This window comes from Deinococcus sp. JMULE3, from assembly GCF_013337115.1.
Classification (GTDB): Bacteria; Deinococcota; Deinococci; order Deinococcales; family Deinococcaceae; genus Deinococcus.
The window spans coordinates 12,765-38,897 of record NZ_SGWE01000003.1 but is presented as its reverse complement, the minus strand read 5'-3'; the positions used below and the strand labels follow the sequence as shown (position 1 = coordinate 38,897).

At 68.2% G+C, this 26,133-nt stretch carries 41 protein-coding genes; 9 read left to right on the top strand and 32 right to left on the bottom strand.

Translation table 11 applies throughout. The annotated features are described in order from the left end of the window. Window positions 1-16 precede the first annotated feature (16 nt). The 5 genes from EXW95_RS02545 (at window position 17) to EXW95_RS02525 (ending at window position 5,250) form a co-directional block, all read left to right on the top strand. A complete protein-coding gene (locus EXW95_RS02545) occupies window positions 17-568 on the top strand; it encodes an AP2/ERF family transcription factor (RefSeq protein WP_174366120.1) in 552 nt (183 codons plus the stop codon). A gap of 120 nt (window positions 569-688) precedes the next feature. Further along, window positions 689-898, top strand: a complete 210-nt coding sequence (locus tag EXW95_RS02540) for a hypothetical protein (protein ID WP_174366119.1) — start codon at window positions 689-691, stop codon at window positions 896-898. A 174-nt stretch (window positions 899-1,072) separates the two neighbouring features. Next, entirely contained in the window at window positions 1,073-4,150 is a 3,078-nt protein-coding gene (locus EXW95_RS02535; protein WP_174366118.1) for a DEAD/DEAH box helicase, read from the top strand. A gap of 65 nt (window positions 4,151-4,215) precedes the next feature. Continuing rightward, window positions 4,216-4,830, top strand: a complete 615-nt coding sequence (locus EXW95_RS02530; protein WP_174366117.1) for a hypothetical protein — start codon at window positions 4,216-4,218, stop codon at window positions 4,828-4,830. A 105-nt stretch (window positions 4,831-4,935) separates the two neighbouring features. Next, window positions 4,936-5,250 carry an HU family DNA-binding protein gene (locus EXW95_RS02525; RefSeq protein ID WP_174366116.1) on the top strand — a complete coding sequence of 105 codons (315 nt, stop codon included), beginning with the start codon at window positions 4,936-4,938 and terminating at the stop codon, window positions 5,248-5,250. Between the two features lie 52 nt (window positions 5,251-5,302). Here EXW95_RS02525 and EXW95_RS02520 read toward each other — a convergent pair whose 3' ends face one another. From EXW95_RS02520 to EXW95_RS02485, 8 genes are all read right to left on the bottom strand, one after another. Next, complete coding sequence (locus tag EXW95_RS02520; protein ID WP_174366115.1) at window positions 5,303-5,680, bottom strand: hypothetical protein; 378 nt, start codon at window positions 5,678-5,680, stop codon at window positions 5,303-5,305. Then, entirely contained in the window at window positions 5,677-5,853 is a 177-nt protein-coding gene (locus EXW95_RS02515) for a hypothetical protein (protein ID WP_174366114.1), read from the bottom strand. The genes EXW95_RS02520 and EXW95_RS02515 overlap by 4 nt, the downstream gene beginning before the upstream one ends. Window positions 5,854-5,870: 17 nt before the next feature. Next, window positions 5,871-6,677, bottom strand: a complete 807-nt coding sequence (locus EXW95_RS02510; RefSeq protein WP_174366113.1) for a hypothetical protein — start codon at window positions 6,675-6,677, stop codon at window positions 5,871-5,873. 58 nt (window positions 6,678-6,735) lie between these two features. Next, complete coding sequence (locus EXW95_RS02505; protein ID WP_174366112.1) at window positions 6,736-7,278, bottom strand: hypothetical protein; 543 nt, start codon at window positions 7,276-7,278, stop codon at window positions 6,736-6,738. Window positions 7,279-7,359: 81 nt separating this feature from the next. Next, entirely contained in the window at window positions 7,360-7,989 is a 630-nt protein-coding gene (locus EXW95_RS02500; protein ID WP_174366111.1) for a hypothetical protein, read from the bottom strand. Then, the gene (locus EXW95_RS02495) at window positions 7,986-8,372 is read right to left on the bottom strand and encodes a hypothetical protein (RefSeq protein ID WP_174366110.1); all 387 of its coding nucleotides are present in this window, start codon (window positions 8,370-8,372) and stop codon (window positions 7,986-7,988) included. The genes EXW95_RS02500 and EXW95_RS02495 overlap by 4 nt, the downstream gene beginning before the upstream one ends. Then, window positions 8,369-8,800 carry a hypothetical protein gene (locus EXW95_RS02490; protein ID WP_174366109.1) on the bottom strand — a complete coding sequence of 144 codons (432 nt, stop codon included), beginning with the start codon at window positions 8,798-8,800 and terminating at the stop codon, window positions 8,369-8,371. The genes EXW95_RS02495 and EXW95_RS02490 overlap by 4 nt, the downstream gene beginning before the upstream one ends. 88 nt (window positions 8,801-8,888) lie before the next feature. After that, window positions 8,889-9,146 carry a hypothetical protein gene (locus tag EXW95_RS02485; protein ID WP_174366108.1) on the bottom strand — a complete coding sequence of 86 codons (258 nt, stop codon included), beginning with the start codon at window positions 9,144-9,146 and terminating at the stop codon, window positions 8,889-8,891. Window positions 9,147-9,236: 90 nt separating this feature from the next. On the opposite strand from EXW95_RS02485, the gene EXW95_RS02480 reads away from it, so the two are divergent. From EXW95_RS02480 to EXW95_RS02470, 3 genes are all read left to right on the top strand, one after another. After that, window positions 9,237-9,854, top strand: a complete 618-nt coding sequence (locus EXW95_RS02480; RefSeq protein ID WP_174366107.1) for a hypothetical protein — start codon at window positions 9,237-9,239, stop codon at window positions 9,852-9,854. Between the two features lie 94 nt (window positions 9,855-9,948). Beyond that, on the top strand, window positions 9,949-10,575 hold the full coding sequence (locus EXW95_RS02475) for a ParA family protein (RefSeq protein WP_371809871.1): 627 nt from the start codon (window positions 9,949-9,951) through the stop codon (window positions 10,573-10,575). Continuing rightward, the gene (locus EXW95_RS02470; RefSeq protein WP_174366106.1) at window positions 10,572-11,036 is read left to right on the top strand and encodes a hypothetical protein; all 465 of its coding nucleotides are present in this window, start codon (window positions 10,572-10,574) and stop codon (window positions 11,034-11,036) included. The genes EXW95_RS02475 and EXW95_RS02470 overlap by 4 nt, the downstream gene beginning before the upstream one ends. Before the next feature lie 65 nt (window positions 11,037-11,101). Here EXW95_RS02470 and EXW95_RS02465 read toward each other — a convergent pair whose 3' ends face one another. Both EXW95_RS02465 and EXW95_RS02460 read right to left on the bottom strand, forming a co-directional pair. Continuing rightward, complete coding sequence (locus tag EXW95_RS02465; protein ID WP_174366105.1) at window positions 11,102-11,458, bottom strand: hypothetical protein; 357 nt, start codon at window positions 11,456-11,458, stop codon at window positions 11,102-11,104. Between the two features lie 49 nt (window positions 11,459-11,507). Continuing rightward, a complete protein-coding gene (locus tag EXW95_RS02460) occupies window positions 11,508-11,720 on the bottom strand; it encodes a hypothetical protein (RefSeq protein WP_174366104.1) in 213 nt (70 codons plus the stop codon). Window positions 11,721-11,889: 169 nt separating this feature from the next. Between EXW95_RS02460 and EXW95_RS02455 the strand changes: the two genes are divergently transcribed. Beyond that, window positions 11,890-12,693: a hypothetical protein gene (locus EXW95_RS02455; protein ID WP_174366103.1), complete on the top strand. Its 804-nt coding sequence runs from the start codon at window positions 11,890-11,892 to the stop codon at window positions 12,691-12,693. A 351-nt stretch (window positions 12,694-13,044) separates the two neighbouring features. Here EXW95_RS02455 and EXW95_RS02450 read toward each other — a convergent pair whose 3' ends face one another. The 22 genes from EXW95_RS02450 to EXW95_RS02345 form a co-directional block, all read right to left on the bottom strand. Continuing rightward, a complete protein-coding gene (locus EXW95_RS02450; RefSeq protein WP_174366102.1) occupies window positions 13,045-13,329 on the bottom strand; it encodes a hypothetical protein in 285 nt (94 codons plus the stop codon). Between the two features lie 4 nt (window positions 13,330-13,333). Next, window positions 13,334-13,714 carry a hypothetical protein gene (locus tag EXW95_RS02445; RefSeq protein WP_174366101.1) on the bottom strand — a complete coding sequence of 127 codons (381 nt, stop codon included), beginning with the start codon at window positions 13,712-13,714 and terminating at the stop codon, window positions 13,334-13,336. Window positions 13,715-13,795: 81 nt separating this feature from the next. Beyond that, window positions 13,796-14,623 carry a hypothetical protein gene (locus EXW95_RS02440; protein WP_174366100.1) on the bottom strand — a complete coding sequence of 276 codons (828 nt, stop codon included), beginning with the start codon at window positions 14,621-14,623 and terminating at the stop codon, window positions 13,796-13,798. Window positions 14,624-14,977: 354 nt separating this feature from the next. Then, window positions 14,978-15,397: a DUF4375 domain-containing protein gene (locus EXW95_RS02435; protein WP_174366099.1), complete on the bottom strand. Its 420-nt coding sequence runs from the start codon at window positions 15,395-15,397 to the stop codon at window positions 14,978-14,980. A 15-nt stretch (window positions 15,398-15,412) separates the two neighbouring features. After that, a complete protein-coding gene (locus tag EXW95_RS02430) occupies window positions 15,413-16,402 on the bottom strand; it encodes a hypothetical protein (protein WP_174366098.1) in 990 nt (329 codons plus the stop codon). A gap of 70 nt (window positions 16,403-16,472) precedes the next feature. Next, window positions 16,473-17,051, bottom strand: a complete 579-nt coding sequence (locus EXW95_RS02425; protein WP_174366097.1) for a hypothetical protein — start codon at window positions 17,049-17,051, stop codon at window positions 16,473-16,475. A 194-nt stretch (window positions 17,052-17,245) separates the two neighbouring features. Then, on the bottom strand, window positions 17,246-17,893 hold the full coding sequence (locus EXW95_RS02420) for a hypothetical protein (RefSeq protein WP_174366096.1): 648 nt from the start codon (window positions 17,891-17,893) through the stop codon (window positions 17,246-17,248). Window positions 17,894-18,023: 130 nt separating this feature from the next. Further along, window positions 18,024-19,055 carry a hypothetical protein gene (locus EXW95_RS02415; RefSeq protein WP_174366095.1) on the bottom strand — a complete coding sequence of 344 codons (1,032 nt, stop codon included), beginning with the start codon at window positions 19,053-19,055 and terminating at the stop codon, window positions 18,024-18,026. A 19-nt stretch (window positions 19,056-19,074) separates the two neighbouring features. Then, window positions 19,075-19,620: a hypothetical protein gene (locus EXW95_RS02410; protein WP_174366094.1), complete on the bottom strand. Its 546-nt coding sequence runs from the start codon at window positions 19,618-19,620 to the stop codon at window positions 19,075-19,077. A gap of 13 nt (window positions 19,621-19,633) precedes the next feature. Continuing rightward, window positions 19,634-19,972, bottom strand: a complete 339-nt coding sequence (locus EXW95_RS02405; protein ID WP_174366093.1) for a hypothetical protein — start codon at window positions 19,970-19,972, stop codon at window positions 19,634-19,636. Then, window positions 19,969-20,211 (bottom strand): hypothetical protein, encoded by a 243-nt coding sequence (locus EXW95_RS02400; protein ID WP_174366092.1) that lies wholly within the window; start codon window positions 20,209-20,211, stop codon window positions 19,969-19,971. Before EXW95_RS02400 ends, EXW95_RS02405 begins: the two co-directional genes overlap by 4 nt. Next, window positions 20,208-20,642, bottom strand: a complete 435-nt coding sequence (locus EXW95_RS02395; RefSeq protein WP_174366091.1) for a hypothetical protein — start codon at window positions 20,640-20,642, stop codon at window positions 20,208-20,210. Before EXW95_RS02395 ends, EXW95_RS02400 begins: the two co-directional genes overlap by 4 nt. Beyond that, on the bottom strand, window positions 20,639-20,914 hold the full coding sequence (locus EXW95_RS02390) for a hypothetical protein (RefSeq protein WP_174366090.1): 276 nt from the start codon (window positions 20,912-20,914) through the stop codon (window positions 20,639-20,641). The genes EXW95_RS02395 and EXW95_RS02390 overlap by 4 nt, the downstream gene beginning before the upstream one ends. Beyond that, complete coding sequence (locus EXW95_RS02385; protein ID WP_174366089.1) at window positions 20,907-22,904, bottom strand: ParB/RepB/Spo0J family partition protein; 1,998 nt, start codon at window positions 22,902-22,904, stop codon at window positions 20,907-20,909. Before EXW95_RS02385 ends, EXW95_RS02390 begins: the two co-directional genes overlap by 8 nt. 64 nt (window positions 22,905-22,968) lie before the next feature. Then, on the bottom strand, window positions 22,969-23,727 hold the full coding sequence (locus EXW95_RS02380) for a hypothetical protein (protein ID WP_174366088.1): 759 nt from the start codon (window positions 23,725-23,727) through the stop codon (window positions 22,969-22,971). Beyond that, window positions 23,724-24,416: a hypothetical protein gene (locus EXW95_RS02375; protein ID WP_174366087.1), complete on the bottom strand. Its 693-nt coding sequence runs from the start codon at window positions 24,414-24,416 to the stop codon at window positions 23,724-23,726. Before EXW95_RS02375 ends, EXW95_RS02380 begins: the two co-directional genes overlap by 4 nt. Further along, on the bottom strand, window positions 24,413-24,649 hold the full coding sequence (locus EXW95_RS02370) for a hypothetical protein (protein ID WP_174366086.1): 237 nt from the start codon (window positions 24,647-24,649) through the stop codon (window positions 24,413-24,415). Before EXW95_RS02370 ends, EXW95_RS02375 begins: the two co-directional genes overlap by 4 nt. Then, window positions 24,649-24,801, bottom strand: a complete 153-nt coding sequence (locus tag EXW95_RS02365; RefSeq protein ID WP_174366085.1) for a hypothetical protein — start codon at window positions 24,799-24,801, stop codon at window positions 24,649-24,651. The genes EXW95_RS02370 and EXW95_RS02365 overlap by 1 nt, the downstream gene beginning before the upstream one ends. Continuing rightward, window positions 24,798-25,031 (bottom strand): hypothetical protein, encoded by a 234-nt coding sequence (locus EXW95_RS02360; RefSeq protein WP_174366084.1) that lies wholly within the window; start codon window positions 25,029-25,031, stop codon window positions 24,798-24,800. The genes EXW95_RS02365 and EXW95_RS02360 overlap by 4 nt, the downstream gene beginning before the upstream one ends. Beyond that, on the bottom strand, window positions 25,028-25,267 hold the full coding sequence (locus tag EXW95_RS02355; RefSeq protein ID WP_174366083.1) for a hypothetical protein: 240 nt from the start codon (window positions 25,265-25,267) through the stop codon (window positions 25,028-25,030). Before EXW95_RS02355 ends, EXW95_RS02360 begins: the two co-directional genes overlap by 4 nt. Then, window positions 25,264-25,617, bottom strand: a complete 354-nt coding sequence (locus EXW95_RS02350) for a hypothetical protein (RefSeq protein ID WP_174366082.1) — start codon at window positions 25,615-25,617, stop codon at window positions 25,264-25,266. The genes EXW95_RS02355 and EXW95_RS02350 overlap by 4 nt, the downstream gene beginning before the upstream one ends. Window positions 25,618-25,753: 136 nt before the next feature. After that, on the bottom strand, window positions 25,754-26,128 hold the full coding sequence (locus EXW95_RS02345; RefSeq protein WP_174366081.1) for a hypothetical protein: 375 nt from the start codon (window positions 26,126-26,128) through the stop codon (window positions 25,754-25,756). Between the last annotated feature and the right edge of the window lie 5 nt (window positions 26,129-26,133).

Sequence of the window (26,133 nt, the reverse complement as noted above, 5' to 3'; positions counted from 1 at the left end):
ACGCTGTATGTCTTCAATGAGAGTCCAGAACACTGGCCGCACCATCCTGCTCGACCCCGGCATCCTGCCCCCCGACACCAAGGTCAGGGACGCCAAGCCGAGCAGGTCCGCCCCCAGCCTGCAGGTCTTCAGGTGGGACCGTGAACTGAAGAAGACCGTCGCCACCTCGCTCTCGGCCCTGATCATGGGTAAGGCGCCCGAGGGCCACATCTGGATGCACTGCAACGGGGACCACTACGACTTCCGCTGCGAGAACCTGCTCGCCGTGCCGAACGGCCGCCAGGCTGCCAAGAAGAGCCACCCCACGCTCTTCCCCGGCTACGAGGAGCGCCTCAAGGTCCGCGAGAAGAAGCCCCGCCGCAAGCCCACACCCGGCCTGATCGGCGTCACCCAAACCAGGGGCGGGCGCTGGAAGGCCAGCATCAAGGAGGGCCGCAACGCCCACGGCGGATTCACCAACCGCTCGCTCGGCGTGTACGACACCTCCGAGGAGGCGGCCCGCGCCTACGACCGCGCCCTGATTGGCCTGGGGAGGCCTCCGGTCAACTTCCCTGATTTCAGTGTTTGAGCAGAAGTTCAACTGCGACCCTGCGCTAAGTGACAGGGTGGGACGATCCATCAAGTAAGGCCACTACCCCGCGCTGGGCCTGTAGGGCGCGCCTTCATCTGGTTCCGATAGCCTGCAGAGATGACGCTGTTCCAGCCCGGCCGCCCCCTTCCCGCCGATCCGCAGTCTTCCTCGGAGCGCACCCTGTACCACGCGCCCCGGTCATCCGGGGAGCTGGGCTCGATGACCCGCGAGGGCGGCACGTGGCAGTGGCGGCGGCTGCGTGGGGATGGGCCGGACGCGTACGGGACGGGCGGGTGGAGTGACCTGCAGACGTGGCTGCGGGGGTGAATGGCAAGTTTGCGCGCCGATTAACCGTCATTTCGGGGACAATGCGCTCATGACACCCCTCTGTTCAATTCAGTCCGGTTGTGCGGGGTGACTGCCGCTCCTGATCGGCATGCCGTCGCTGTCCTCGACTTCTGGCGGAACGCGGAGTTGTTCAGTCCCCCCACCATTCCCAAAGTGAATGTCCGCGACCGATTTGAACCTGTTTTTGCCGTGCAGAACAGTGCAGAACCACTCCCATGGCAGAACGGTCACCCGCTGGGTCAGCGCTCCGCAGGGTCAGGGCGAAAGTGGCGGCACACCTGGTACGGCGGAGCGTATGAACTGGAGCGGGTGAAGCACATCCTTGACGTGGCACTCAAACGACCGGGTGAAACGTACGAGGAGATTGTTCGGAGTGAAAGCTGCCTGTTCGCCGTGAGTTTTACAGATGAGGGCCGTCCACTCTTCGACACGTTTGTCGTGTCTTCCTGCGCGTGGGCGCTGGGGCAACTGACGAGCACCGGGCGGATGCCTGATCCGGATCTCTTCGAAACGGCCAGTGACGCTCTCCGGAAAGCGTTCGAGCTGGCGTTTGCTGTTCAGCCGGGCGATGCCCGAGGCGAACAGATCCTGCAATGGGGATTTGCGGCTGGACGAGTCATGACCGGCACGGAACTTGGAGAGTTCACGCAGAAGGTGGCACGTACCCTTGGCGTGCAGGACGTCCTGAAGCCTGGTGAATCCAGAATCAGGAGCTTCGCGGTGTCGAGTGCGAAGCACCTGTCACCAGACGAACAGGACTTCCTCAACAGCTTCTACCTGAAGGATCTGGGGCGGGTGTCACAGGCCATGGCACGGGGTCAGGTCGGCAGCGGCCTGCGGACCTACCTGACCCCGCAGGACCGTCTTCCAGTCCGTGAACGCGTCGACGTCCGTGATGAGCTGGACGTCGTGCTGGCACAGCTCAGCCCGGATCTGATTCCCTCGGGAAGCTGGCCAGCGAAGGATCATCATCCACTTGTCCTCAGTCAGCAGTTCGCGGTGAACACCGCGCTCAGTTCACTGCAGGGCGGTGGGCTCACGAGTGTCAATGGTCCCCCCGGAACGGGCAAGACCACGCTGCTGCGGGATCTCGTGTCGGCCGTGATCGTGCAACGGGCTGAGCAACTCGCGCTGCTTACGTCACCTGCGCAGGCATTTCAGGGCAGTAGCGGGTACCGGGTCGGGAAGTTCAACCGGCGGGCAAACACGTTCCGGAATCAATTCCTGGGTTTCGAGATCGTGGTTGCCTCCAGCAATAACGGCGCGGTTGAGAACATCACGCTGGAAATTCCGAAGCTGGACGCGGTCGATCCTTCCTGGCTGTCTCCTGGCGCTGATCCCGTGGTGGATTACTTTGCCGAAATCGCGACAGCAGTCATCGGGAAAGAGGCGTGGGCTCTCCTGGCTGCCCGTCTGGGCAACAAGCAGAACCGGAGTGACTTCATCTCCAAGTTCTGGTACGGCGATCGGGCCGGGAGTTCAAGTGCCGCGGCAGGATTCCGGACTTACCTTCAGGGTCACGAGGGTGGTGCGGTCGACTGGCCGCGAGCAGTTCAGCGGTATCAACGCGCCGTGAAGTCGGAACAGGCCATCCGTCAGCAAAGGCAGCAGGCACACGCGATGCTGATGCGCCACAGGGAAGTTCTGAACTCACTGCGGAGCATTCCCGTCCAACTCGCTGATCTGGAGGGTGCGCTGGCGAGAGTGGACGTTCAGATCAGTGGCGCGCATTCGGCAGAGCAGGCCGCCGTCACGGACGTCACGGACTGTGAAAGTCGGCGGTCTCACCACGCCACGCTCCGACCTGGGGTCTGGGCCAACCTGCTTTCCCTGGGACGGGACTTGCGAACGTGGCAGGAGCAGGACGCGCAGCATGTCACGTCGATTGAGGAAGCATCCCGGACATTGAAGGCCGCGAGGCAGGCGACCCGATCCGCGCGTGATGCGAAAGCCGAACTTGAACGGAAACAGAGGGATCTGCAGAAGAGCCTGGGACACCTCCAGGCGGAAGCTCAGCGGCTGACGGGTGAATTACACACGGTGAGGACCTCGCTGGGCGTGCATTTCCCTGACCTGCAGGTGTGGGCGACCGATGACGAGGCGCGGGAGCATTCCTCACCGTGGCTCGATCCTGCATGGAACGCCGCGCGCAGGCGCGTGTTCCTCGAAGCTTTGAACCTGCACCGCGCCTTTATCACGGCGAATGCCACAGCGTTCAGGCAAAACCTCACGGTGGCGATGGATCTGCTGAGTGGTGACTTTCCGGCGGGCGCAGCGGATGAGGCTGCGAGGACGGCCTGGGCGAGCCTTTGCTTCGTCGTGCCGGTCTTATCCACCACTTTCGCCAGCTTCGACCGGCTGTTCGCACGAATGGGCAGGGAAAGCCTGGGCTGGCTGTTGATTGATGAGGCTGGTCAGGCCGTACCACAGGCGGCTGCGGGAGCGATCTGGCGGGCGAAACGCACGCTGGTGGTTGGTGATCCGTTACAGCTGGAGCCTGTCGTGACACTGCCTGAATCCGTTCAGGAAGCCCTCCGGACGCACCATCGGGTCGCGGAGGCGTTTGCTCCCCGTGTGACGAGTGTGCAGGAATTGGCTGACCGGACCACGCGGTACGGCACTGCCCTGCGGCGGGACGATGGCAGTCACCTGTGGGTGGGTTCGCCGCTCAGAGTGCACCGTCGGTGTGATGAGCCGATGTTCACGATCTCGAATCGCGTGGCGTACGCAGGCATGATGGTCTTTGGTACTTCCCACAAGCAAGCAGTGAATCTGCCGGCGAGTGGCTGGATCGATGTGCAAGGCCCGGCTGACTCGCACTACGTCCCGGCTGAAGGGGAAGCCCTGAAGCGATTGCTATCCACGTTGCTTCACTCTGGGCAGGCACCTGGGGAGATCTATCTGATCTCTCCGTTCCGAGCTGTCGTCAAGGAGTTACGCGAAATCGGCCGGGCAGCGGGAGTTCAGTTGACTGGGACCGTGCATACGGTTCAGGGTAAAGAGGCAAACGTTGTCATTCTCGTGTTGGGCGGTCATCCATCGAATGTCGGAGCCAAGGCCTGGGCGGCCAGCAGCCCGAATCTGTTGAACGTGGCCGTCAGTCGGGCAAAGCGGCGACTCTACGTGATCGGGGACCGCAGTGCTTGGCAAGCCCATCCATACTTCTCGGAAATGTCGACGGTTCTTCACCCGTTTGACGATTCAGGAATGAACGGCCCGCTGTGGAATTGAGCGGTGAACTGCCGTGGGACGCAAAAGAGCGGCACGGCCGGGGTCTTTGCGGGTAGCCTGCGCGCATGACGGACGTCGCACGCTACGTGCAGGATCACCCCTACCAGATGCTCTACGGCCTGATCGGCCTCGCGATCCTGCTGGTGATCACCGAGATCCGTCACGCGGTCGAGACGGCCGCGCTGCGCCGCGCGTTCCTGCGTCCCGCCGCCGTCACGCCTGTAGCAGGCACTGCGCCGGTCGCCCCTGCGCCCGCCAGGACGGGTGGCGCGCTGGTCAGCCTGGCGCTGGCCGTGGTGATCCTGGGCGGGGCGTTCTACCTGCTGCCGCTCCTGCAGGGGCAGCTCGGGCAGGGGGGCAGCGCCGCTCCGGTGGCGCAGGCCCTGACCAGTGGGACCTACCGGGGCGTGGGGACCAGCCCGGTGGGCAGCGCGGACCTGACCCTGACGCTGGATCTGCTGAGCACGCCGAAGCGGGTCGTGCTGGCGAACCCGACGCTCGGCACGTTCTGGATGCGGGGGGAGGTCACGCCGGAGAGTGGCGGGACGTACCTGTCCGGGACGCTGATAGCCGCCAGCGGAGCGTCGTGGGGGACGATCAAGGCGCACGTGACGGCGCGGCAGGTGACCGGCAGCGTCGGGGCCGGGCCGGTGCAGTGGCAGCTGGACCTGCGGCGCTGAGCAGACCCACTGCGTCTGGAGTGCGAGTGGCACACACCGCCGAGATTGGGTACTACTACGCAAAGTACCTTGCGGTGCGTGCTGCACAGCCGTCAGGATGCGGACATGCCAAATAACGCCTCCACCGCACCCAAAGCCGCCGCCTCCCGGATCGCCAAGACGGAACTCGTCGACCGGGTCGCTGCCGAGACCGGTCTGACCAAGAAACAGGCCGGTGACGCGTTCGACGCCATGGTCGACGCCGTCATCAACGGCCTGAGGAACGGCCAGAGCGTCGGCCTGCCCGGCCTGGGCACGCTGAGCGTCCGCGCAACCAAGGCCCGCACTGGCGTGAAGCCCGGCACCAGCGAGAAGATCCAGATCCCGGCCGGGAAGAAGATCGGGTTCAAGGTCGCCAGCACGCTGAAAGACAACCTGTAACGCGGCAAGAGCAGCGCCGGGCCTCGAACGTGAGGCCCGGCGCTTCGTGTGGTCAGTCGCTGAGGGGTAGTGCGGCGCGCAGGGGCAGCGGGGTGACCAGGGTGCGGTCGCGCTGTCCGGTGAGGTCCGGCCCGGCTGCGGTCTGGGCGAAGCGTTCGGCGAGGGCCGTGAGCTGGGCGGTGCTGACCAGTGCGCCGAGCAGGCGTGGGCTGGCACTGAGGCTGGGGGTGACGCGGTACAGGCCGGGCTGGACGGCCTGGGCGCTGCCGACGTGCTGGCCGTTCCAGGTGAGGGCCGGGGGCAGTCCGGGCCGGGTGACGAGCCCCACCCCGGTGGGCGGGGCCCGCAGCTCCTCGGTGAGGTAGGCGTCGGGGGCGGGGTCGGGCGCGACCTGGGTGACGGCGTGCCGGATGAGCGGGGCGGGTTTCATTCGGTGATGGGCTGGCCGTGCTCGTCGGTTTCCAGGCCGCAGCATAGGCATTCGTGGCCTTCGAGCTGGCCGGTGGGGTCGTGGTGCAGGGCGATGAAGGCGGGGTGGCCGCAGCGGGGGCAGCTGGGGCCGGGTTCGAGGTGCGCGTCGGGCTGGGGGGATGCGTCAGGCATGGGTATATGATGCCTCTTTATGCGGGCGGGGTGGTGTGTCTCTTCTGTGGCAGCAGGCGCCGCGCCACGCTGGCCTGCGACACGGCCGCGTCCACCAGCTGCACGCCCCGCTCGACCGCCTGAAGCGCGTCCCGCACCTCGTGATTCTCCGCGGCTTCCAGCGCCAGGACGCGCAGCAGGCGGCGCAGGTCCGGGCTCAGGCGGGCCAGGGCGTCCTCCAGGCGCGCGAGGCGCACCTCGGTGCCCTGCTCGGCCAGCGTGGTCATCGCGGCCGCGAACGCCCGCGCCTTGGCCTCCTCGTGCCGCGCGTAGTAACGGCCGTCCAGGAACCAGCCCCAGAACCGCGCCCGCGTGCCCTCGACCTGCAGACGGAAGCGGCGGGTACTCACCGGCAGGCGACCCTCGCCGTCGTCCAGGATCGCGGTGACGCTCCCGTCACGGGTGGCCCCGACCAGCCGCTCGCCCTGCGCGTCGCGGACCGCCTCGAACGGCACGAACTGGCGGCTGAGCCCGTTCCAGGTCGCACCCCGGATCTCGGTGCTGGAGAACAGCTGCAGGGCAGAGAACGCCGCGCTGTACGCCGCCTGGAGGAACACGTAGTCGGTGGGGGTGCCGCCGGGGAGGGCGAGCGCGCCGGTGATCACGCCCTCCTCGACGAACACGGTGAGGTGGCCGGACTGCGCGCGGGCCTCAGCGAGCTGGGCGGCGGCGCTGGGCGTCACGGGCAGATGCAGATCGAGGCCTTCGAGGGTGCGCAGGTGGGCGAGAGCACCCTCGACGAGTGGACTGGGGAGGATGACGGTGGCGTTGCGGTAGCTGGGCATGGTGGTCTCCTGGGGGGACGGGGCCGCCCCGGCTGGTCGCGCGGGGCGGGTGTGGGCTTCAGGCGGCGCGGCCGTCACGGATGGTCAGGCCCTGACGGTTGAGCGCGATGTGGAAGTTCACGAGGCTGCTGGGAAGGCCGCCGTGCAGCCCGGAGAGGGTGAGGATGTCGAAGCGGGGCAGCGTGGCGTACAGGCCGAGGTGCCGGGTGAGATCCATGCGTGGTTTGAACTTCAGGCCGTGCACGAGGTCAGCCCAACTGGGGACGCCTGCGCCCCGCGCAGCCGCGTCGCACCACTGCGGCGCCACGTGGTAGGCCTGCAACAGGTAGGCGTGCGGTTCGAGCCGGTCCGCGGGCGTGCTGCTGGCCTCGACGATGCGCAGGCCGGTTTCGTCGGTGTGCAGGGTGACCCGGTACCCCAGGCAGCTCTGGCAATGGTTGGCGGCGAGAAAAGGGGGGATGCCCTCAGGCGCGACGGTCATGGCGACGTCGAGGTCGGCGGCGCGCACCTGCACGGGCGCCTGCCAGTTCCAGTCCTGGGGCAGGGTGAGCAGGGCGTTGATGATGGTGCGGCGACCGGTAGGGGAGACGAGTTCGTTCATGGCTATATGATGTCATTTAATGCGGAGAGCGTAGTGTGTCTTTTGTGTGCCCTGCGGCGAAAACAGCCCCCAGCGCCCACCTCACCCCGCCCGCGCCAGATCGAACAGACCCGGCTGTCCCGCCCCCGCCTCGACCCATCCCTGCACGTCCCGCAGGCCCCGCTCGACGCCGGTGAAGCGCAGGTAGGTGCCGTCACACGAGTCCACGCCCAGCGCCACACAGGCCTGCACCCGCCGCGCGCTGTTCACCCGCCCGACGTGCACGCCCCAGTACCCCAGCGCCGCCGCCTGGGCGATCAGCGCCGGGCCGTGCTGCCCCCGCCACGCATCCGACCCGGCCAGGAACAGCCAGTTCGCACCGTCGGGCAGCGGCAGCCTCTCCTGACCGTCCTGCGCCACGACCGCCACCGGGAAGTCGTGCGCCTCGATCACCGACCGCCAGCGCGGAAACAGCGTCAGGGTGGCGGCCGCGTCTCCCACCACGTCCGGCGCGGCAACGAACAGGCAGCGCGGGGCGAACGGCTGCAGCCGCTCCAGGTGCGCGAGGAACGCCCCCTCCCGGAATCGACCGGTGAATCCGTCGTTGTCACTCGCCCACCAGCGGCCCTCCGCAAGCGGCGCCAGGCCCCGCACCCGGGGGCCCACCATGACCCCCACGTGCGCCGAGACAGTCCCCAGGCGGCTGCTGGTCGCAACCAGATACATCGTCATGCCGCGACCTTCAGACGCAGCAGCATCCGCCCCAGCTCGCCGCGCCGCGTGAACACGTCGAAGATCCGGTCCATCGAGGCCAGCTCGGCAGGCGTGAAACGGCGAGCGAACACCCGGCGCAGCTGCGCGGTATGCGCCCGGCCCCACACGAGCAGGGCTGCCTGCGCCTCGTCGCGGGCGGCGCGGGCCGCGTTCAGGCCCAGCTCCTCGTCCGCCTGATCCATGAGCTCGGCCCACTCCTGCTCGGTGCAGTCCCCATGATCGAAGCGCAGGGTGATCAGGTCCTGCACGAAGGCCACGTCGACCGCGACCCGCTTCACCTCATCCAGCGCCAGCGCGTAATTCCGCTGCACGGGGTGCAGGTCCGCCCAGCGCCCGCTCACGCGAGGCCCTGCGCGAGGCGGCTGGCGTGCAGGCGAACCTGCTCGGCCTCGTGGGGTTGGACCTCGGTGAGGCTGCTGATCACGCGGCCCAGCGCGGCGGTCGCCACGGCGGAGTGGTTCCCGGCGAGCACGCCGATCAGGGCGAGGTCACGGTGCAGGCGGCTGGCGGCAGGCTTGGGTAGCCCGATGCGGACCTCCTCGACCAGTTCGACCTGGCCGTCGGCCTTGGCGCGGTTGAGGAGAGCGGTGGCGGCGGCGACCGTCGCGGGCTGGCCGTCGACGCTGGCGCAGCGTTCACCGCGGCCGTCCGCGGAGAGGGTGACGCGGCGGGTGGCGAGGATCACGGGGGCGGTGCCGGGCTCGTAGCGGCCGTAGAGGGTGACGTTCCAGGTGCGGGTGATGTTGCGGGGTTTGGTATCGTTGTGCATGGCCTTGCTCCTTTGACGGGGGTGGGGTTGGGCGCGGCGAATCTTGGCGGAGGACCCGCGCCCTTTTCTTGTTTCTTATGATGTCATTTTATGCGGGCATGTTGATGTGAAACCCCTGTGTGTAGCGCGGAGGCTCGTACGGGAAGCGGCAGCCCATTCCCGCGAAGCGCTCGATGGTGACCCAGGCGTACTCGTCCGGGGCGAACCCCTCCACCCAGATCGACGGCCAGTCCCGCTCCGCCCCGATCACCCGCGCCCGGCGTTCCTCCCCGCCCGGCAACACCGCCGTCCACTCCAGCCCGGTCAGCTCGTACCGCCTGTCTCGGGAAATATCAGCGTTTCGCATGCCTGATTTTTGCTCTGGGACGAAGAAAACGGGTGTGTCTCATCTGTGTAAGATTGCTTTTAATGCGGGGCCGTGCGCATGATGCGCTCTATGACTCCTGTGCCCCCCTCTTCCGCACTCCCCCCCGACCGCGAGCAACTCCTCACCGCCCTGGCTACCGCCGCCCGCGAACGCGCCGAGACCCTCGGCCTGAGCCGCAATGACCTCGCCCGGCGCGTGTACGACCCCGCCGAACCCACCAGTCAGCAGCTGAGCGACCTGAGCCGCATGCTCGACGGCCGCCGCCTGGGCCTCCTCGCCGCCACTGGTCTGAAACTGCTCGATGTCCTCGGCCTGCAGGAACTGCGCCCCGTCTGGGGAACGGTTGACGTGCAGCCCGGCGTGCGGGCCGCCAACCTCAGTGCCGCCACCGACCTGCGCCTGGGCACCGACACCACCATCCGCGGCCGCCTGACCTACGCTGCCGCCAGGCGGGCCGTGGACATCGGCATGACCCGCGAGGAACTCGCCCGCCGCGCCGGACTGGTGGATCTGGACCGCGTGCCGCCCCCCACCGAGCACACCATGCGCGCCACCGCCAGCCGCTACCTGACCGGTAAGACCAGCCTGCTCACCACGAACGGCCTGGACGTCCTGCGCGCCCTGGGCCTGCAGGAACTCCAGCCGGTGTGGCGCACGCCCCGCAAGGGCCGGAGCGCGGGCGGGTGAGCGTGCTCACACGGGTGCACGGCGGCGCGGGGGCGTGCTACCGTTGCCGCGTGATACCCGAGTTTCCCGAGGCAGAACGCACCCCGGAGCGCGTGTGAGTCGCGGTCCCATCCTCATCGGCATGGCCAGCCTCAAGGGCGGGGTCGGCAAGACCACCAGCGCTGTCCACATCGCCGGGCGCTTCGCCGAGCAGGGCCGGAAAGTCCTCCTGGCGGACGGCGACCGCATCCGCACCGCCACCACCTGGGCGGCGCGCGGGCACCTGCCGTTCACGGTCGGCAGTGAACGCAGCCTCGCCCGCGCCGCCGAATACGACGTCGTGATCATCGACAGCCGCGGCGGACCCGAGACCGTGGAACTGGTCGAACTGGCGCAGGCCTGCCACCAGCTGGTCCTGCCGGTGCAGGCGGACATCCCCAGCATCGACGGGGCGCAGCAGACCGTGAACGTCCTGCGCGAGCATGGCGTGCAGGACGAGCAGTTCGTGGTGATGCTGACCCGCGTCAAGAAACAGCGCGTCGGTGAGGGCCGCGAGGCGATCACCAGCCTGAACATGCCGCTGCTGGCCGGGAAGATCCGGCAGAGCGACGCGTTCGTCGACGCGGCGAACGAGGGCGTGCTGGTGCGCGACGTGCGCGGGAACAAACTGGCCCGGAGCTGCTGGCAGGATTACATCGAGGTCACCCGTGAACTCGAAGCGCGGATCGGGGCGCGGGCATGACCGGTAAGCGCGGTGGACTGCTGGGCGGCCTGGACGCCCTGCGGCAGAGCCTGCCCCGTGAGGACGATGACGGGGGTGAGCAGCCCGCCCAGGTCCAGCAGGAACAGCAACAGCCGCAGCCCGCTCCGGCGAAGCCCCGCCCTGCCCGGAAGTCGCCCGCGAAGGCCGCGCCCGCCAAGGCGCCCACCACAGCCCCGTCCCGTCCTGCCGGCAGCTTGAACCTGCCCGCCTGGGACGGCGGGACCAGTAGTCGAAGCGGTGGGAAGAATCCGAACCTGGGGACGCGGGTGCGGCCGGAGCTGAAGGCGGCCCTTGACCAGCTGGTCTACGGGCTGAAGCAACAGGGCTGGCCGGTGGATCATCATCACGTCGTGGAGCTGCTGCTCGAACCGCTGCTCGACCCGGAGGGCATCGAGCGGATCGTCGCCGAGCTGCCCACCCGTCTGGGCCGCCGCGATTGATCTCGCCGATATAATCGCGCCCCCGCCAGCCTGATCAGGGCGAGCGGGGGCGCGGTCGTATCGGGTCAGGTCAGGGGCTGGATGAACGTCCAGGGCTGCCGGAGCAGTTCCTGCTGGCGCCGGGCGGCCGCTGCGGCGTCCAGTTCTGCCTGACGGCGCTCGCGCAGGCCGGGCACGGTGAAGAACCCGAGGTGCGCGGGCTGCCCGTGGTGGCTACCGGTGACCTCCATGTCGTCGGCGGCGTAGCGGGTCACGTGCACGGTGACGGGCTGGTCCAGATCGGCGCTGCTGGTCAGCACGAGCGAGGGCGCTCCGGCCTGCAGGTCGGCAAAACGCAGGACGTGCCCGAGGGCGTCGCCGAGCGTCCCGGTGAACGCGAGCTGCTGCGCGAGGGTGGGCTGGTCGGTGGGGGGGACAGGCATCAGGACCTCCGGGGTGGGGGTGCCCCGGGCGGAGCCGGGGCGGAGCGGATCAGGCGAGGGTGATCACGACGGCGACCGTTTCGCCGTCGAGCTCGGCGCCATACCCGGCCCACTCGGCGAGGCCTTCCTCGGGCTGCCCGGCGACGCCGTGGTCGGCACCGTCGTGGGTGGGGGCGAGCAGGACGGGCGCGTGGCTGAGGCCGCGGGCGTCGAGGGACTGCAGGGCTTTGATCATTTCGCGGACGGTCAGGGTGTCTTTCATGCCCTTATGATGCCATATAATGCGGTGTGGCGCGACGCGCCTCTTGTGCGGCCCTCCACCTTCCTGTTTGGCAAATGAATTGAAAGTGAAAGAGAGTTAAACGAAAAATTAAGCCCACCTTGCCCCATACGAGCGTGCCTTCCCCCAAATGGGGGTATAGCCTTGCGCAATGAAGAAAAAGTCGCTTCTGACCTTCTCGCTCTCATGCGTACTCATTTTGAGCAGCTGTGGGCTCCATGCTGCTCCAGACCCCTCGTCTGCCGGACCATCACGCACTGGCAATACAACAAGTGTTCAAGAAAGCCCTATTCTTAAAAACGCGTTGACTTCTCAGTCTTTTCAGAAAGCCCTCGTATTACTTGAATCTGAAAATGTTAAAATTAACCTAAATGAAGCGATAAGGAAAGATGATGCTGGTATGCCTGTTTTCGCTTTGAGGACTAGTCGCAATGATTTGATGGTCTACATTTCAGTTCCCGAGTCGGGAGAAGTGCTGACTCAATTTATTACCCGAAGCGAAGAGGGGCACATTTTGGGTACCGATATCGGCAGTTCGGCAGTCTATGAGTTCGACAGCCATCTGCAAGTGGTTAGGTCTGGATGGGCGGCATCTGACAAGAATTTGAGCTCACTATTTGTTATGGGTGGCCAGAAGCCTGCTAATAATAGCGTGAAACTGTCAGCTCAGGATTGCACTGTGCCCAGTGATATGTACATCGACCTGTATTTTGCTCAGAATGAAGCTGAAAATGCCGGTAATGCGGCGGCGGCTGCAGCAATAGCTTTTGCTTCGGCTGATTTCTTTTTAATGGCTTGCTTTGGCGGCCCTGCGGCATGCGCTGGAGCTGTTTCTGCCTTTACACTTGCCGCGATCAATTTGAATATCGCCACAAAGACGCTGACAACGGCAAATAAAAAAGTGCAAGAGCAGATGCGCAGGATTAACGAATGGCGACGGACTAATTGCAGTTGAATATAGGAGTTTATCATGAATAAGCTAAAAATAGCTCTAATTAGTATATTGGCCGTTATTGCGTGGTTTACATTCTATAATTTTGGATTCTATCCTTCTGTTGCAATTATATTTGCAATCATCGCACTCTCCGTCTTATTAATTAGGCCTATGCAAAAATAATCAACCCCCTCCCTTGCGGGGATAAGATTAATGTGTCATTAGATAAAGAGTCATAGATGAATTATGTCCAGCTTAATTAATGGATTGAGGGGAGGCATCGGTATTTCGATGCCTCCCCTCAATGCTGCTATTCAGGCATACCATTGAAATTGCAGGGGGACGCGCTGAGGACCGCGACGTCCTCGACCTTCACCCCGAACACGCCGCCGTCGAGGGCCTTGAGGTACACCGGCATGGCGTAGGGGGGCGGGGCAGGCCGAACTCCTCGTTGTCGATTTCGGCCAGCACGTCGGCCACCGTCGCGTCCCAGCAGTGGTTGTCCGGCACCGCCAGGAACGCCGCGGCCTCCCCGCTGACGACGAGCTGGAAGCGGCGGGCCGTCACGCTGGGCGGGAACAGCAGGGTGACCGGGGCGGTGGCGGGGAAGGCGGCGAGTGCGGCGCGGAGATCGGCGAAGCTGAGCGTTTCGTTCATGAATCTATGATGCCGGATTATGCGGGGCGTTTAGTGTGTCGAATGTGTGTGGAACGCCGAATCCGGCGCGCTTACGACACCGAGGCCCGCAGGACGCCGTCACCCGCCAGCCGGACCACCAGCAGCCGCCCCCGCACCCCCTGGCGAGCACAGGCCAGTCGAGCGGCACGCCCGCGAGGTCCTGATGGAAGCGCCAGGACAGATCCGCGACCTGCAGCCCCGCAGCCGAGAAATCCGGGCACGGCACCAGCAGGAGATGCCCAGCCTCCACGCGGATCTCGAAACGAGTCGGGGCGCTGGCGCGCAGGGCGAGGTTCACCGGCAGGTCCGCTGGAAGGGTCTTCAGCTGGGCGCGCAGCGCGGAGACGGTCAGGGCTTCAGGCATCAGGGGGTCTCCAGGACAGGGCAGAACGGGCGGTGGGGGTTGCCCCCGGCCCCTGGGGGGCGCGGGGGCCGGTCGGGCCGCTCAGGCGACCGCAGGGGCCTTCGGGGCGCGCGCCCACTGGCGGACCTGCTTGCTGTCCTCGTTGGCCGCTTCGAACACCGGGCGCATCGCGGCGGCCTCGGGCAGTCCGCGGCGGCGCGCGGCCCCCTCGCGGCTGCGGATCGCGGTCACGACGTCGAACAGGCGGTCCCACGCGGCGTTGGCCCCATCGTGGTCGCCGCGCATCGCGCAGACCTCCAGCCGGGCCTGCAGCGCGAAGCGCTCCTCGACCCGGGCCCGCCACGTATCCCGGGCATCCTCGGCTTCGGCCTGCAGGTGACCGTGGCGGGCCGCGTCGGCCTCGCGGGCCTCGACGTCGGTGCCCTGGGCGCGCAGCGCGGCTGCGACGCGCTCCCAGCCGTCGGCGGGCAGGGCGTGGGGGGCGGCCACGCCGCGCACCTTGGCGGGGGCGTCGGCCTGGGCGACCGGGGGCAGGTCGACCTCGGTGGGCGCGGGCAGCGCGACCGGGGCGGGGGCATCGACGGGCTCGGCGGCCGGCGCGACTTCGGGCTCCTGGACGGGCTCGGCGTCGGCCTGGGCGGGCGCTTCTACCGCGACCACCGGCTCGGCGTCGGTTTCGGTGGCCGCGTCGTCGGCGGGCAGCAGGGCCTCGACGCTGGCCTGGATGCGGATGATCTTCAGGCGGCGGTTCATCAGGGCGGGGTTGCGGGTCTCGCCAGCGTTCAGGCCAGCCTCGACCACGTCGAGCAGGGTGCGGGCTTCGGCGAAGTTGCCAGCCTGGGCGGCGGTCTGGGCTTCTTCGGCGGCGGTGAGGGCTTCGGCGAGGGCGGTCTTGATGACTTCGTTCATGGGTCTATGATGCCAGTTTATGCGGGTTGCGTGGTGTGTCGAATGTGTGCGGGAAAAAGCCGCTGCCGTGCGCGTTTTTTCTATTCCTGACCCAGAAAGATGTGCAGGGCGCGGACCGCGCGCAGGCCCGGAGTTCGGCAAATCCGGGCGCCCGGGCCGTGAGGGAAGCGCGCCCCATGACTGCCCCGCACGGAACCGCGCCGGAGGGCCGGGAAGGGGCCAGCAGACCGCCCCGCGCCCCGCAGTCGCGCCCGGAGCGCCGCAGGGGGCGCAGCGGCCCGGCGGTGAGCGCGGCGGGCACAACGGAAACCGGCCCCCCTGGGCGGAAGGGCCGGTGCGGACAGCGGACTGCAGTTACTGCCAGCGCAGCAGGTACTCGCCCAGCGCCGCGCGGAAGCGGTCGGTGAGGGCATAGAACCGGTCGTCGAGCGTGGCCAGGGCATCGGCCTGATCGTCACTCAACCGGCTGAACGACGGCGGGGCGAAGCGGTGGGTCTGATCGATCAGCGCGAGGACCTCGGTCACGGCCGCGCGCTGACCGGGGCAGTGCTCGGCGAAGCGGGCCAGCGCCAGGCGGAGCACGGCCTCCTGGTTCTCGCGGTAGTTCCAGCCGACCCACTGCTGGAAGCCGCCGTTCCCGACGGACGCGACGAGGGTGTGCAGCACGATCAGGTGGCGGTCGCGCTGGGGCAGGGTGTCGAGCCACGCGGTGAAGTCGAAGGTGCGGGCGGCGGCGAGCAGGCGGGTCAGGTCGGATTCGAGGGCTGGAATCATGGATTTATGATGGCGTTAAATGCGGGCGGGGTGGTGTGTTGATTCTGTGTGGGACGCACCGGACGGGGCCTCATCGTCGGCGGGCTCGGCATAGCGCCAGCGCAGGCCCCGGCACCGCGTGCCCCAGCGCAGCGCGTGGCTGAGCGCCGACTGGCTCACCCCATGAGCGGCCGCCGCTGCCGACTGGGAGGCGTACCGCCCCACCAGATCCCCGGCGTCGGTCAGCGCCTCGACCACCCGCGCGCCCTGCCCGACATACGGGCCCGGCGCAGGCGCGTCCGCGTCGACGACCCGCCAGCCCTGCAGCCGGATGCCGCGCGCCAGCGCGTGCGCCACCGAGGTGACCGGCACCTTCAGCGCCTCGGCCGCGGCCGTTCGCGACGGGTACTCGGCCCCCAGCACCCCGGCGTTGTCGTACAGCCGCACCGGGAGCTTGGCGCTGTCCACATACGCGCCCGGCGGCGGCGCGGCCTTGCGGCGCACCCGGACGCCCTGACGCAGCCGCCGACCGTTCAGCGAGTGGTGCACCGCCGTGACGCTCTCGCCCAGCGCCCGCGCGGCCTGCACCTGGGACTCGTAGGTGCCGATCACTGCCCCGGCGTCGTCATAGGCCACCACGTGCCGCGCGTCCCGGACCAGCGGTCCCGGCGCAGGCGCCTGGGCGCGGCACACCCGCACGCCCCGGATGACACTCCCGGTGCGGACTGACAGATACACCCCCTGGGACGAGACCCCCAGCGCCTGCGCGACCTCGACCTGCGTGGCGTAGCGCCCGGCAACCCCGCCCGCCGCGTCATAGGTCACGTAGCCGCGCTGCGGGTCCGACAGGGGCGCAGGATCGCCCTCCCGTGCCCAGCGCAGCCCGGTGCAGCGCGTGCCCAGCTCCATCGCGCGCTCGACACTGCCCCGCAGCACCTGCCGGTCGCGGGCAGCGGCGCTGACACTGGGATAGGAAACGGCTGCCCGGCCCTGGTCGTCATACCCGATCACTCGGCGTCGTTTCATGGCGGTCATCCTGGGTGACCTGATAAGGGACGGGCCGGGGCCGCAGCCCAGATCCGTCCCGCGAGACCGGTCAGTACCAGACCGTGCCGACCTGCTGCGTGCCCGCCACCAGCCGGATCAGCCGCAGCTCGCGCTGGGGCCGGGCGAACACGGCGGTGTCGTCGGCCAGCCCCGTCCAGTTGAGCGCCACCTGGGTCGCCCCCGGGCAGAGCAGCCGGATCTCCCGCACCAGCCCCGACAACGTGGCGGCGATCGGGTGTCCTTCGGCGACGTCGCAGGCCTCCCGCGCCACGGCGACATTATCGAGGGCGACGACCCGGGCCTGCGCGCCGGCGTGGGTCACTGGCAGGGTGCGGGCCTGGGCGGCCAGCTCCAGCGCCGCCTGGAGATTCTGTTCGAGGATGGCGCGGCGCGCGCCGCCGATCAGGTCCCGGGGCAGGGGCTGCCCGACTGGCGCGGCCGTGGCGATGCCGGACAGGTGGACGTGGGTCAGGGTGTAGGCGGCGCGGATCTCGCGCAGCAGGCGCTTGGCGCGGGCCTGACTGCCGGGCTGGCGGGACAGTCCGGCCGGGGCGCGGGTGAGCGGGTCGTGCAGGGCGGCGGCGAGGTGGGCGTGGCGGTCGGAATGAACAGGGAGGTTGGCTTCCATGCCTATATGATGCCAATTTATGCGGGGCGGGTGGTGTGCGGAGTGTGTGCAGTGCGGAAAAACAAAGGGGGAGCGCGTCACGCGCTCCCCCTGCACCAGGGGTTTTTGCTGGCCCGCGCCTGAAACCTTTGCCTGCTCCGTCGAGGCGTCCGGTGCCCCGTGATTGACTGTCGAGCAAGCGCCAATGAATCCGACTAGACGATAATCTCTTTAAATTCTGTCTTGTCGACGTCGAATCTGGAATGATTCTTATCCCTACTGTCCGAAAAACTGATAAAATGCACAGTTTCAAGTTTGTTGTCATACCCGGTATGGTAAAACCTGACACTGATCCCCTCTCTTGAATCATCTGCGGGCAAGTTGTTTTTGAAAAAATTATCCCAATCCGGTTTTTGGATGTTGATCTGTCCGCCCACATCCAGATTTCCGCCATCAAACGATTTATCAACCACAAGATCTCTCTTTTCGGGATACTTGGAATTATAGTAACTCAATCCGATCACATAAACTGGAGAAGGGCTCATGTTGACGATTTGAAGATTGCCTTCCGCGTTGGTTCTGAGGACGATCTTAATTCGCTTTTCCCGATCGATCCTTTCTTTTTCCATATCGTTCAACTCGCGACTTACCCGATAGACGAGAAAAGAAAAGCACGCCGAAAGTATGATGCTGATGGGACCAAAGAAAGCGTAAGAGTAGGCCTCGAAAGTGTCCTTGTTTCCCTGAGGTAGTGGCTTCAGCTCTCTGATATAGCCATACGCAAAAAGAGAAATGATAATGGCTATGGATATGAACAGGGAGATCTGGTAGAGCTCCACTCTGAGCTTTTTCGATTTCAGCATTGACACACTTTAGCCGGAGTGAGAGGGAGTGCCGGCGCAAACTGTGCACGTCCGTGGACGCCGCACAGCGCATCTTCTGATCGCAGGTTCAAGCACCAGAAAGAGAAATTCCACAGGTGCCTGACCTCACTTACGCGGCGGCCTGCGCGACGGCGGCGCGGAGCTGGGCGCGCTGCGCGGCCGCGTCCGGGAACAGGGCCCGCCACGCCTCGACCGCCGCGGCAGAGATCCCGGCCGGGCAGGTCACCACGGCGCGCTGCACCGACGCCTGGAGGCCCTGATCGATCAGGAACCGCCGCAGGCTCATGGCTTCGAGCGCGCTGGCCAGCGTGACGGTCTCCTGCACGCCGGTGAGGCCCTGCGCCTCGTCCCGCTGCTGGAGTTCCGCGTTGAGCTGAGCCGCGACCCGCTGCGCGGCGGCCTTGTCGTCCTCCAGGCGGCGCCGCGCCTCATTCCACTCCCGTTCACGCCGGATCGTCGCGGCGCGCTCGCTGGCCAGGGTGCGTTCCAGTTCTGCCTCGCGGCCCGCGGCCTGCGCCTTGGCCTGTTCCAGCTGGGCCTGCAGGGCGTCGGCGCGGCGCCGCTCGGCGGTCGCGTCGGCCTGGGCGCGTTCGGCCGCGCCGCTCATCAGTTCGCGTTCGTCGTTCAGCAGGCCGTCCAGGCGCACGAGTTCCTCGCCGAGCTGGTCGTTCACCAGCTGCGCCATCAGGCTGCCGATGCGTCGTTCGACGCCCTGGAACATCGTCACGAAGGCCGGGAGCCGGCCCACGAGGCGGCGGCGGGTGATTTCCTCCGAGTGGCCGACCGTGTGCACCAGGCCGACCTGACACATCAGTTCGACGTACGCGTCGATGGCGACTTCGAGCAGGAGACCGGTCGCGCCCTGCCCGTGCTTCTTGAAGTACTCCGCGGTGAACTGGCTGGCGAGCTGCGCCAGCACGCCCTTATCCCGCATCGGCATGCTCTGGAGCTTGTGGGCCAGCGCGATGGCCGCCTCGACGTGCTCCTCCTTCACGCCAGGCGGGACGGGCACGGTCATGCCCTGCGCCACGACCTCCTGCACGGACCTGCCCAGCGGGGCGCTCGCCTTCTTGTGCGCGAGGAACTCCTTCAGGGTGTCGCTGACGACGGGAAACGGTTTGTGGTCGCTGAGTTCGAACATGGGAGGCCTCCGGGTGGGGTCAGAACAGGGACGGCATGACCGTCGGTTTCGGGGCGGGGCTGGGCACATCGACGGGCGCAGGCAGCGGCGCTGGGGGGGTGGGAGCGGGGGCCGCGGCGGACAGATCCGCGCGGGTGTACGTGCCGGGCCGCAGCAGCTGCTCCCCGACCCGGGACCGGGCGACCGCGAGGCGCGTGCCGTCCGGGTAGGCCAGGACGTGGGTGACGGTCGCCGCGCCGATCACGCTGGCCTGCACCGCGTCTCCCACCGCCAGATCCAGTGCCGGCAGATCCGCAGTCGGGCATTCCGCCTCGGCAGGGGCGGGCACTTCGTCGACCGGCGCGGGCCCCTCTACGTCGGACACCTCCTCCGCCCAGGGCGCGCCCTTCGGGACGGGCACGGTGCCCAGACCACGCCGCGCCGCGTACTCGGTCAGGGTGAGCCGCTCGACCGCGCAGCCCTGCACCTCCATCGTCCGGACGAAGCGCGCGCCGAACTCGGCCGAGGTCTCGCAGCTCACCGCGTGCGTGGTGCCGCCGGGGGCGCGGGCGATCAGGACGTGCACGTCGCCTCCCGGTTCACGCGGATCTCCGGAGTGTCCCGCTGCGGCGGCTCGGGGTCGCAATGTCGTCGAGCCACGCGGTGAACTCGTGGGCGCGGGGATTCCCGGTGAGTTCATAGCCGTGCACGGGCAGCCGCTCGACGCCCTGGCGGGTCAGCTCGGCCAGCACCAGGGGCGTGACCGGCACGCGCCGGATGACGTCATGCACCCGCAGGATGTTCAGGGCGTGCCGCAGCTGACTGGCCTTGATCGGCCCGGCGTTCAGGCGGGCGGGCAGCTGCTCGATGGCCAGCGGGCCGCGTTCGGCCCGCAGCGCGGCGGGAATGTAGTGCAGCAGGACGTGGAAGGTGCTCACGCGCGCTCCAGGCGGCGCTGCTGGGCGTCGCGGGTGAGCTGGCGCTTCGGGGGCAGACCGGCCGCTTTGCGCAGGGTGGCGCTGTAGGCCTGCCAGTTCTCGAATCCGGCCTGCAGGCTCAGTTCATGCAGGCAGGTCGAGTAGGCGACGTCGGCGTGCCCCTGGGCCTTGAGCAGCTGGCTCATGGCGCGGGCCTGGGCCTTGACCACCAGCACGGCGGGCGGGTCGGTCGGCGTCACGCGAACGCCTCTGCGCGGGTGATGCGTTCGAGCTGCTCGGTCCGGCAGGTGTACAGGCCGACCTGGGTGCGCACCGCGACCAGGAAGTCCGGACCGCCATGCTCACTGAACTCGTCGAGGATGAGACCGATATCCCCATCGAACGTGGTTGTGTCCGGCGAGCTGAGAGGTTCCCCGTGCCCGTAGACCCTGACCCAGTCGCCCGGCTGCAGGCCTCCGCCGGTGCGGCGCAGCGCCATGCGGAGCCAGCCGTTGCGCAAGTTGTCCCGCCGGTCGGTGAGCACTTCCCAGTCCACGTGGTGACGCTCGCTCCCCCGCTCACCCTCCACGGCCACGACCACGCCGGGTCGGCCAGTGCTGGCCATGCTGACCCGGTCGCCGACGTCCAGGGCCTGGCTGAAGTCTTCAGGACAGTTCAGGGGCAGGGTCATGCGCTCTCCGCCCATTCCGTGGGTTGCTGGGCGGCGATCAGGCCTGCCAGGTAGGTGTTGGCGTGATCCCAGCCGGTGCGCCAGCGGGGGCGGCGCCCCGGCCCGTTGCGGCGCTGCTGATCCAGACGGGCCTGCCAGCCCGCCTCGAACAGATCCGCGCTGGAGGACGTGCCGACGTGGGCGATGATCACGCTGCCGAGCACGGCCAGCCCGACCCGCTCGGGCTGCCCCAGCAGGGGCGCGGGGATGCGCGTGAGGGACAGGTCAGGCATGGGCCGCCGCCTTCGCGGGAAGCTCGGGGAAGCGCAGCAGGCTGGGCACGAACCCTTCGCGGTGCAGGCGGTCAGCCTGCTCGACAATCAGGGCGCGCATCTCCTTCTGGGTTTTGCAGGCCTCCAGCGGCGCCAGTTCCAGCCCGGCTTCCCCGGCCAGGGCCAGCAGCGATTCGCGCGGGTACCGCTTGAGCCACTCGTCGGAGAGGGTGAAGTTCGCGGCGAGCCGCTGGGGAGCGTCGGTCAGGCTGGCAAGGTACGAGTACTCGGCGCGCACTTCGTGCTGGTTGTTGTACTGGGGCCAGTCGTAGGCAGACAGGGCCGTGAGCGTGTTCAGGCATTCCAGGAGGTCCTGGTCGGTGAAGGACAGCAGCAGTTCCAGCATGGGCTGGCGCTCGGCCGTGCTGTTGCCGCTCAGCAGCGGGTGCTGGTTGTAAGCCGTGCCCTTGGCATGCGTGCCGGGGCGGATGCGGTCGCGTAGCCGCTCGACGGCCGCCGCGAGTTCGGGCATGCCCGCGAGGTCCCTGGGCAGTCCGTTCACCTCGCCGTGCTTCACCATGCCGACGCTGTCATTCACCAGCAGGCCCCAGACAGTCAGGGCCAGGGTCACGTGGGTGTTGCCCACCACAGACTCACGCAGGGCCAGCGCGCGGCGCTCATGGGCTTCCTGGTACGCAGCGTCCGAGATGGGGCGGGCCGGCGCGTCGGCCTTGGCTTGCCCAGCCTTCACGGCCTCCTGCTTCGCGCTGGCCTTCAGGCGGTAGTGGGTCTCCTCACTGACGCTGCCGTCGTTGGTGTTGATGTAGAAGATCAGGCCGTTGGCGTCCGACGTGTACGAGTACTGGTACTTCCGCCCCCCGTCGAGTGTGCCGTACGCGCCGCCTCCCCCGCTCTCGACGGCGACGAAGGGATGCTTGCCCTTCGCGCGGGCCTTCTCGGCGCGGGCGTTCGCCCATTCGATCTGCGCGTTCAGGGCCTTGCCCTTGTCCTTGAAGTACGGCTCGAATGCGCCGAACAGATCGCTTACGACCTCCAGACCGCTCTTCTCGACGTTGAACTTCGCCGTCTTGACCAGGAACTGCCCTCGCGTGAGCTGCTGGGACAGGTCGGTCGCGCTGGCCGGGTTGTGGCGGCGGGTGGCCTCGCTGGTCATGCTCAGCTGGAGATCCTGGCCGGGTGCGCGGGCGATGATCACGGCCTGCGCGAGGCTCAGTTCGCCGCGGTCCAGCAGGTCGCGCGGGGTGGTGTGCAGCAGCCGAGCCACGAGGATGCGGTCGGCGACTGGTTGCGCGGACTTGTACCCGAACATGATCTGGAGGTCCTCGACGCTGCGGCCCGCGTCGTTCAGGCGGTGCATGGCCTCGCACTCCTCCAGGGCGGTCATGTTGCGGCGGCGCATGTTCTCGGTGGCGCTGATGCTCAGGGCCTCGGCGTCGGTGAGCTGGCGGACGTTGACCAGCAGGGTCAGGTCCGTGTCGCCCTGTTCCTGGCGTAGCAGCTGCGCGCGGCGGCGGGATTCACCGGCGACGATCTCGACCTGCTCGTCGGCGTTCCAGCGGCCAGTGGCGTTCTCGATCTGCCCCTCGGCACGCAGGCTGGCGGCGAGTTCCTCGATTGCGGCAGAGTCGTAGTGGCTGCGGACGTTGCAGCCGCTGCGGGCGGTCTGGTGCAGTGGCACGGCGTGCAGGCCGAGGGTGCCCGGCGTGAGATTGATGGTGGGGGCGGGAGTGGGTGTGTCTGGCAGTTCTTCCGTCGCGGTCGGTTCGGTACCTGCGGCGACAGGTGCGGGCAGCTTGGCGACAGAAGCGCTGCACTTCAGGCACTTCTTGACGTCGGCGTGGGGGTCGGTGTTGACGATCTGGGTGCCCGTGGGCACGGTGCGGCCACACAGGACTCGGCTGCCGTCGTACCAGTGTGCGACGTGGCTGTTGTTGGGGTGCATCCATCCGGTCGTGGCGGCGGCCGGGGCGGTGGGGGCTGTGGTGGGCATGGTCAGGCTCCTTTGACGGGGGTGGGGAAAGGGGGACCCGGGCGGTCCCCCTGGGGTTTGTGGTTCAGCGCAGGGGCATCCAGCCGTGGCCGGACTGCCAGAAGTGGGTGTGTTCGGTGGTGATGTCGCGGTGGCGCACGAGGCGCTCGCGGGTCATGCCGGACTTGCTGAACTGCATGACGGGGTGGAAGCCGAGGTCGTCGATCCCTTCGAGGCGCAGCATGGTCTTCGTCCGGGAGCGGGACTCCATGTCCTCGTTGTCGCTCAGGTCGAGCAGCAGCAGGGCCTCGGCGTCGTGCACGGCGGGTGCCAGCCGCGCGAGGTGCGCGAGGTAGGCGTCGAGGTGGGCTTCCTCGACGTGGACGGTGGGTTCGCCGCCGTCGCCCGCGTCGGTGACCCAGCCGATGATCTGGCCGTATTCGCGGAGCTTGGCGTTGTAGCCGCCGCCGTCGAGGGTGGGGAATTCCACGAGGTCGGTCAGGGTGTAGCGCAGGCCCTTGTCGGTCTGGTTGGCGGCGTGCACGGCGTCGTATGGGCTGGTTTCCATGTCTCTAATGATGTCATTTAATGCGGGAATGCGGGTGTGCGCCCGGTGTGACGAGACCGGCTCGACGACCGTCAGCACGAAGCCGCGGCGTGGACGTCCCCGCTTCACCGGTACCCGCCCGCCGCGCACCAGCACGCCGCGCTCCAGCAGGGTCTGAACCAGCGCCCAGGCTGCGTTGACCGGCAGCCGGTAGCGCTGAGCGACGTCTGCCAGCGTCACCGGACCGCGCCGCGCCACGAGGGTGATGCCCTCCAGCAGCGCCTCACGCTCTGTCACGTGCGCCCCTGGCCGTCGCACTCGCACAGGGACTCCGGAGCGCCGCACCCCGGGCAGTGCAGCTCGACCACCGGTTCCGGCTCCTGCACGGCCGCGTGGCCGCCCGCGTAGTGCTGGAGCATCGCCAGGGTGCGCTGCGCGTTGCCCAGCGCGGTCCCCTCCGGAGCGGCGTCGCCAGGCAGCCTGACGCCTTGGAGGGCCTTGCGGCGCGGCACGTCCAGGAAGTCGAACCGGCGGTGGCTGTACGTGCCGTGCGCCTCGGTCACGAGCATCTGAAGGCCGGGTTGCCAGTGTTTGAATGGCAGACGGGGCAGTCCCTCGGCCGCCGCGCCCCGGTTCAGGCTGGCCTGGATGAACGGCGCGGCCCAGACCAGCACGTCATGCCCAGGCGCGAGCAGCCGCCCGAGCACCTCGTGCGCCTCGGCGAAGCTCGGCTCGCCCAGCAGCATGGTGGCGCTGATGCCGTGGACCGCCTGCGCGGCGGGGTCGATGGGGCGGTCCGTGCGGATCAGGGTCTCGTACAGCGCCGCGCCCTGTCCGTCCAGGACCATGGCGGCGATCGGCACGCCGCCCAGGTCGTTCGTGCTGATCTCCAGCACGCGCAGCTTCGTGGACGCGGCCAGCTCGCGGATCGTCCGGGCGGCGCGCTGGCCGCGCTCGGTGGCGGCGTCGGGCAGGGCGGCGGTCACGCGCGCACCTCCGGGCGGGGAGCGGGCAGGATGCGGGGGACGCTGTGGTACTGGTGGGCCATCCGGGCCTCGGCCAGCGCGAGGCGCAGCGCCTCCGCGAGTGGCCCAGCGGGGGTGGCAGCGCAGCTGCGTTCGAGGTCCTGGATCTCCAGATTGATGGCCTGCAGGCGGGTGAGTGGGGCGGGAGCGGGGGCGGGGGCCGGGCGGCGGCGCAGTCGCAGGCGTGAGAACATCAGCTGACCTCGGGGAGGGACGTGAGGGCGGGCGCGGCGGGGCGCGGGTAGCGTCCGGTGTTCATCGCGCGCAGGGCGGGTTCGCGCAGGACACGTTCGACCTGTTCGCTGAGGCGCGCGAGGTGGCGGGCGGGACGGGCCGTGGGCGTCACGCCTTCACCTGCGCCTGCAGGTACTCGGAGCTGCCGCGGCGCACCTCGGCGCGGGTGCTGAGGCGGCGCTCGGCGCGGCCCGCGTCGACCAGGAGGTCGGCAGCGACGCGGCACTGGCCGGGGGTCAGGTCGCCCAGCGCGGCGCTGAGTTCGCCGGCGGTGAAGGCCCGGGCGGGGTGCTCGCCGAGCAGGGCCGCGACGCGGTCGGCGCGGGCGTTCAGGACGCTCACGCCTGTCCCGTGCCGCGGCACTGACGGCAGTTCAGTTCGGGGGTGCAATGGCGGACGCAGGGGCAGGTGGGGGTGAGGTAGTAGCTGGCCCCGCAGTGCGTGAGGTATCCGCTGGTGGTGATCAGGCCGCCGCCCTGCACCTGGGCGCGCAGGACACTGAGTGGGTGCTGCAGCGCGCGGGCGCGGGCGCGGATCAGGCCGGTGGCTTCGCGGTGGTTGACCTGCTGGCGGCTCACTGCGCGCCCCGGAAGTGGGCGCGCAGGGCGCTGAGGATGTCCGTGGTGCGGTGGCCGTCGAGGCGCGCGGCACCCCAGAACAGCAGCAGGAGTCCGGTCAGGATGATCAGGGCGGCCAGCGCGAGGTGGTCTGCGCCGCCGCCGGTCGTCACGAGCGTGAGTCCGGCGGCGCCGCGCAGGGTGCCACGGTGACTCTTGGTCAGGGGGCGGCAGCGGCTGCAGTAGCCGGGGCGGGTGACGTGCTCGACCTGGCAGCCGTCACAGACCGGATCGACCCGAGAAGCACCCCTGGGGTACATCTCGGGCATGGGAAGGCTGGGGGCGGTCGGAACGTGCTGGGCATGGGTCATTGCGGGCCTCCTGGGCGGTGGGATTGGGGAGCGTGGCAGTGCGGGCAGCACGTCAGGTCGGGGCGGATGGGGCGCAGGCAGCGGGCGTTCGTGCACCAGACGGTGGGATTCCAGCCGCTGCCCAGCAGGCCGGGCGTCACGCGCACCGGTCCGGGAAGGCGGTCTTTACCAGCAGTTCGGCGCGTTCCGTGCGTGACTGTCGCTTCGCGTCACGGGCCGGGCGGGTGGCACGTCGCGCGGCGCCGACCAGCGTGCGGATGCGGGCGTTCAGGGCCTGCGCCTGCCGGTCGGTGAACAGGCCGCTGTATCCGGCCGCGCAGAGGCAGCCGCTGCGGACGCGTTCGCCGTCCTGCACGGGCAGCTCTGCGAAGATCCGGGTGAGGACTGCCTCGGCGTGGGCGCGGTCGACGATCCAGGCGGTGCGGGTGCGGTAGACGGCGACTCCGTCGACCAGCACGCCGGTGATGGCCCCGGAGGGGAGCTGGTCGGCGGGGATGAGGGTGGCGTTCATCGTGA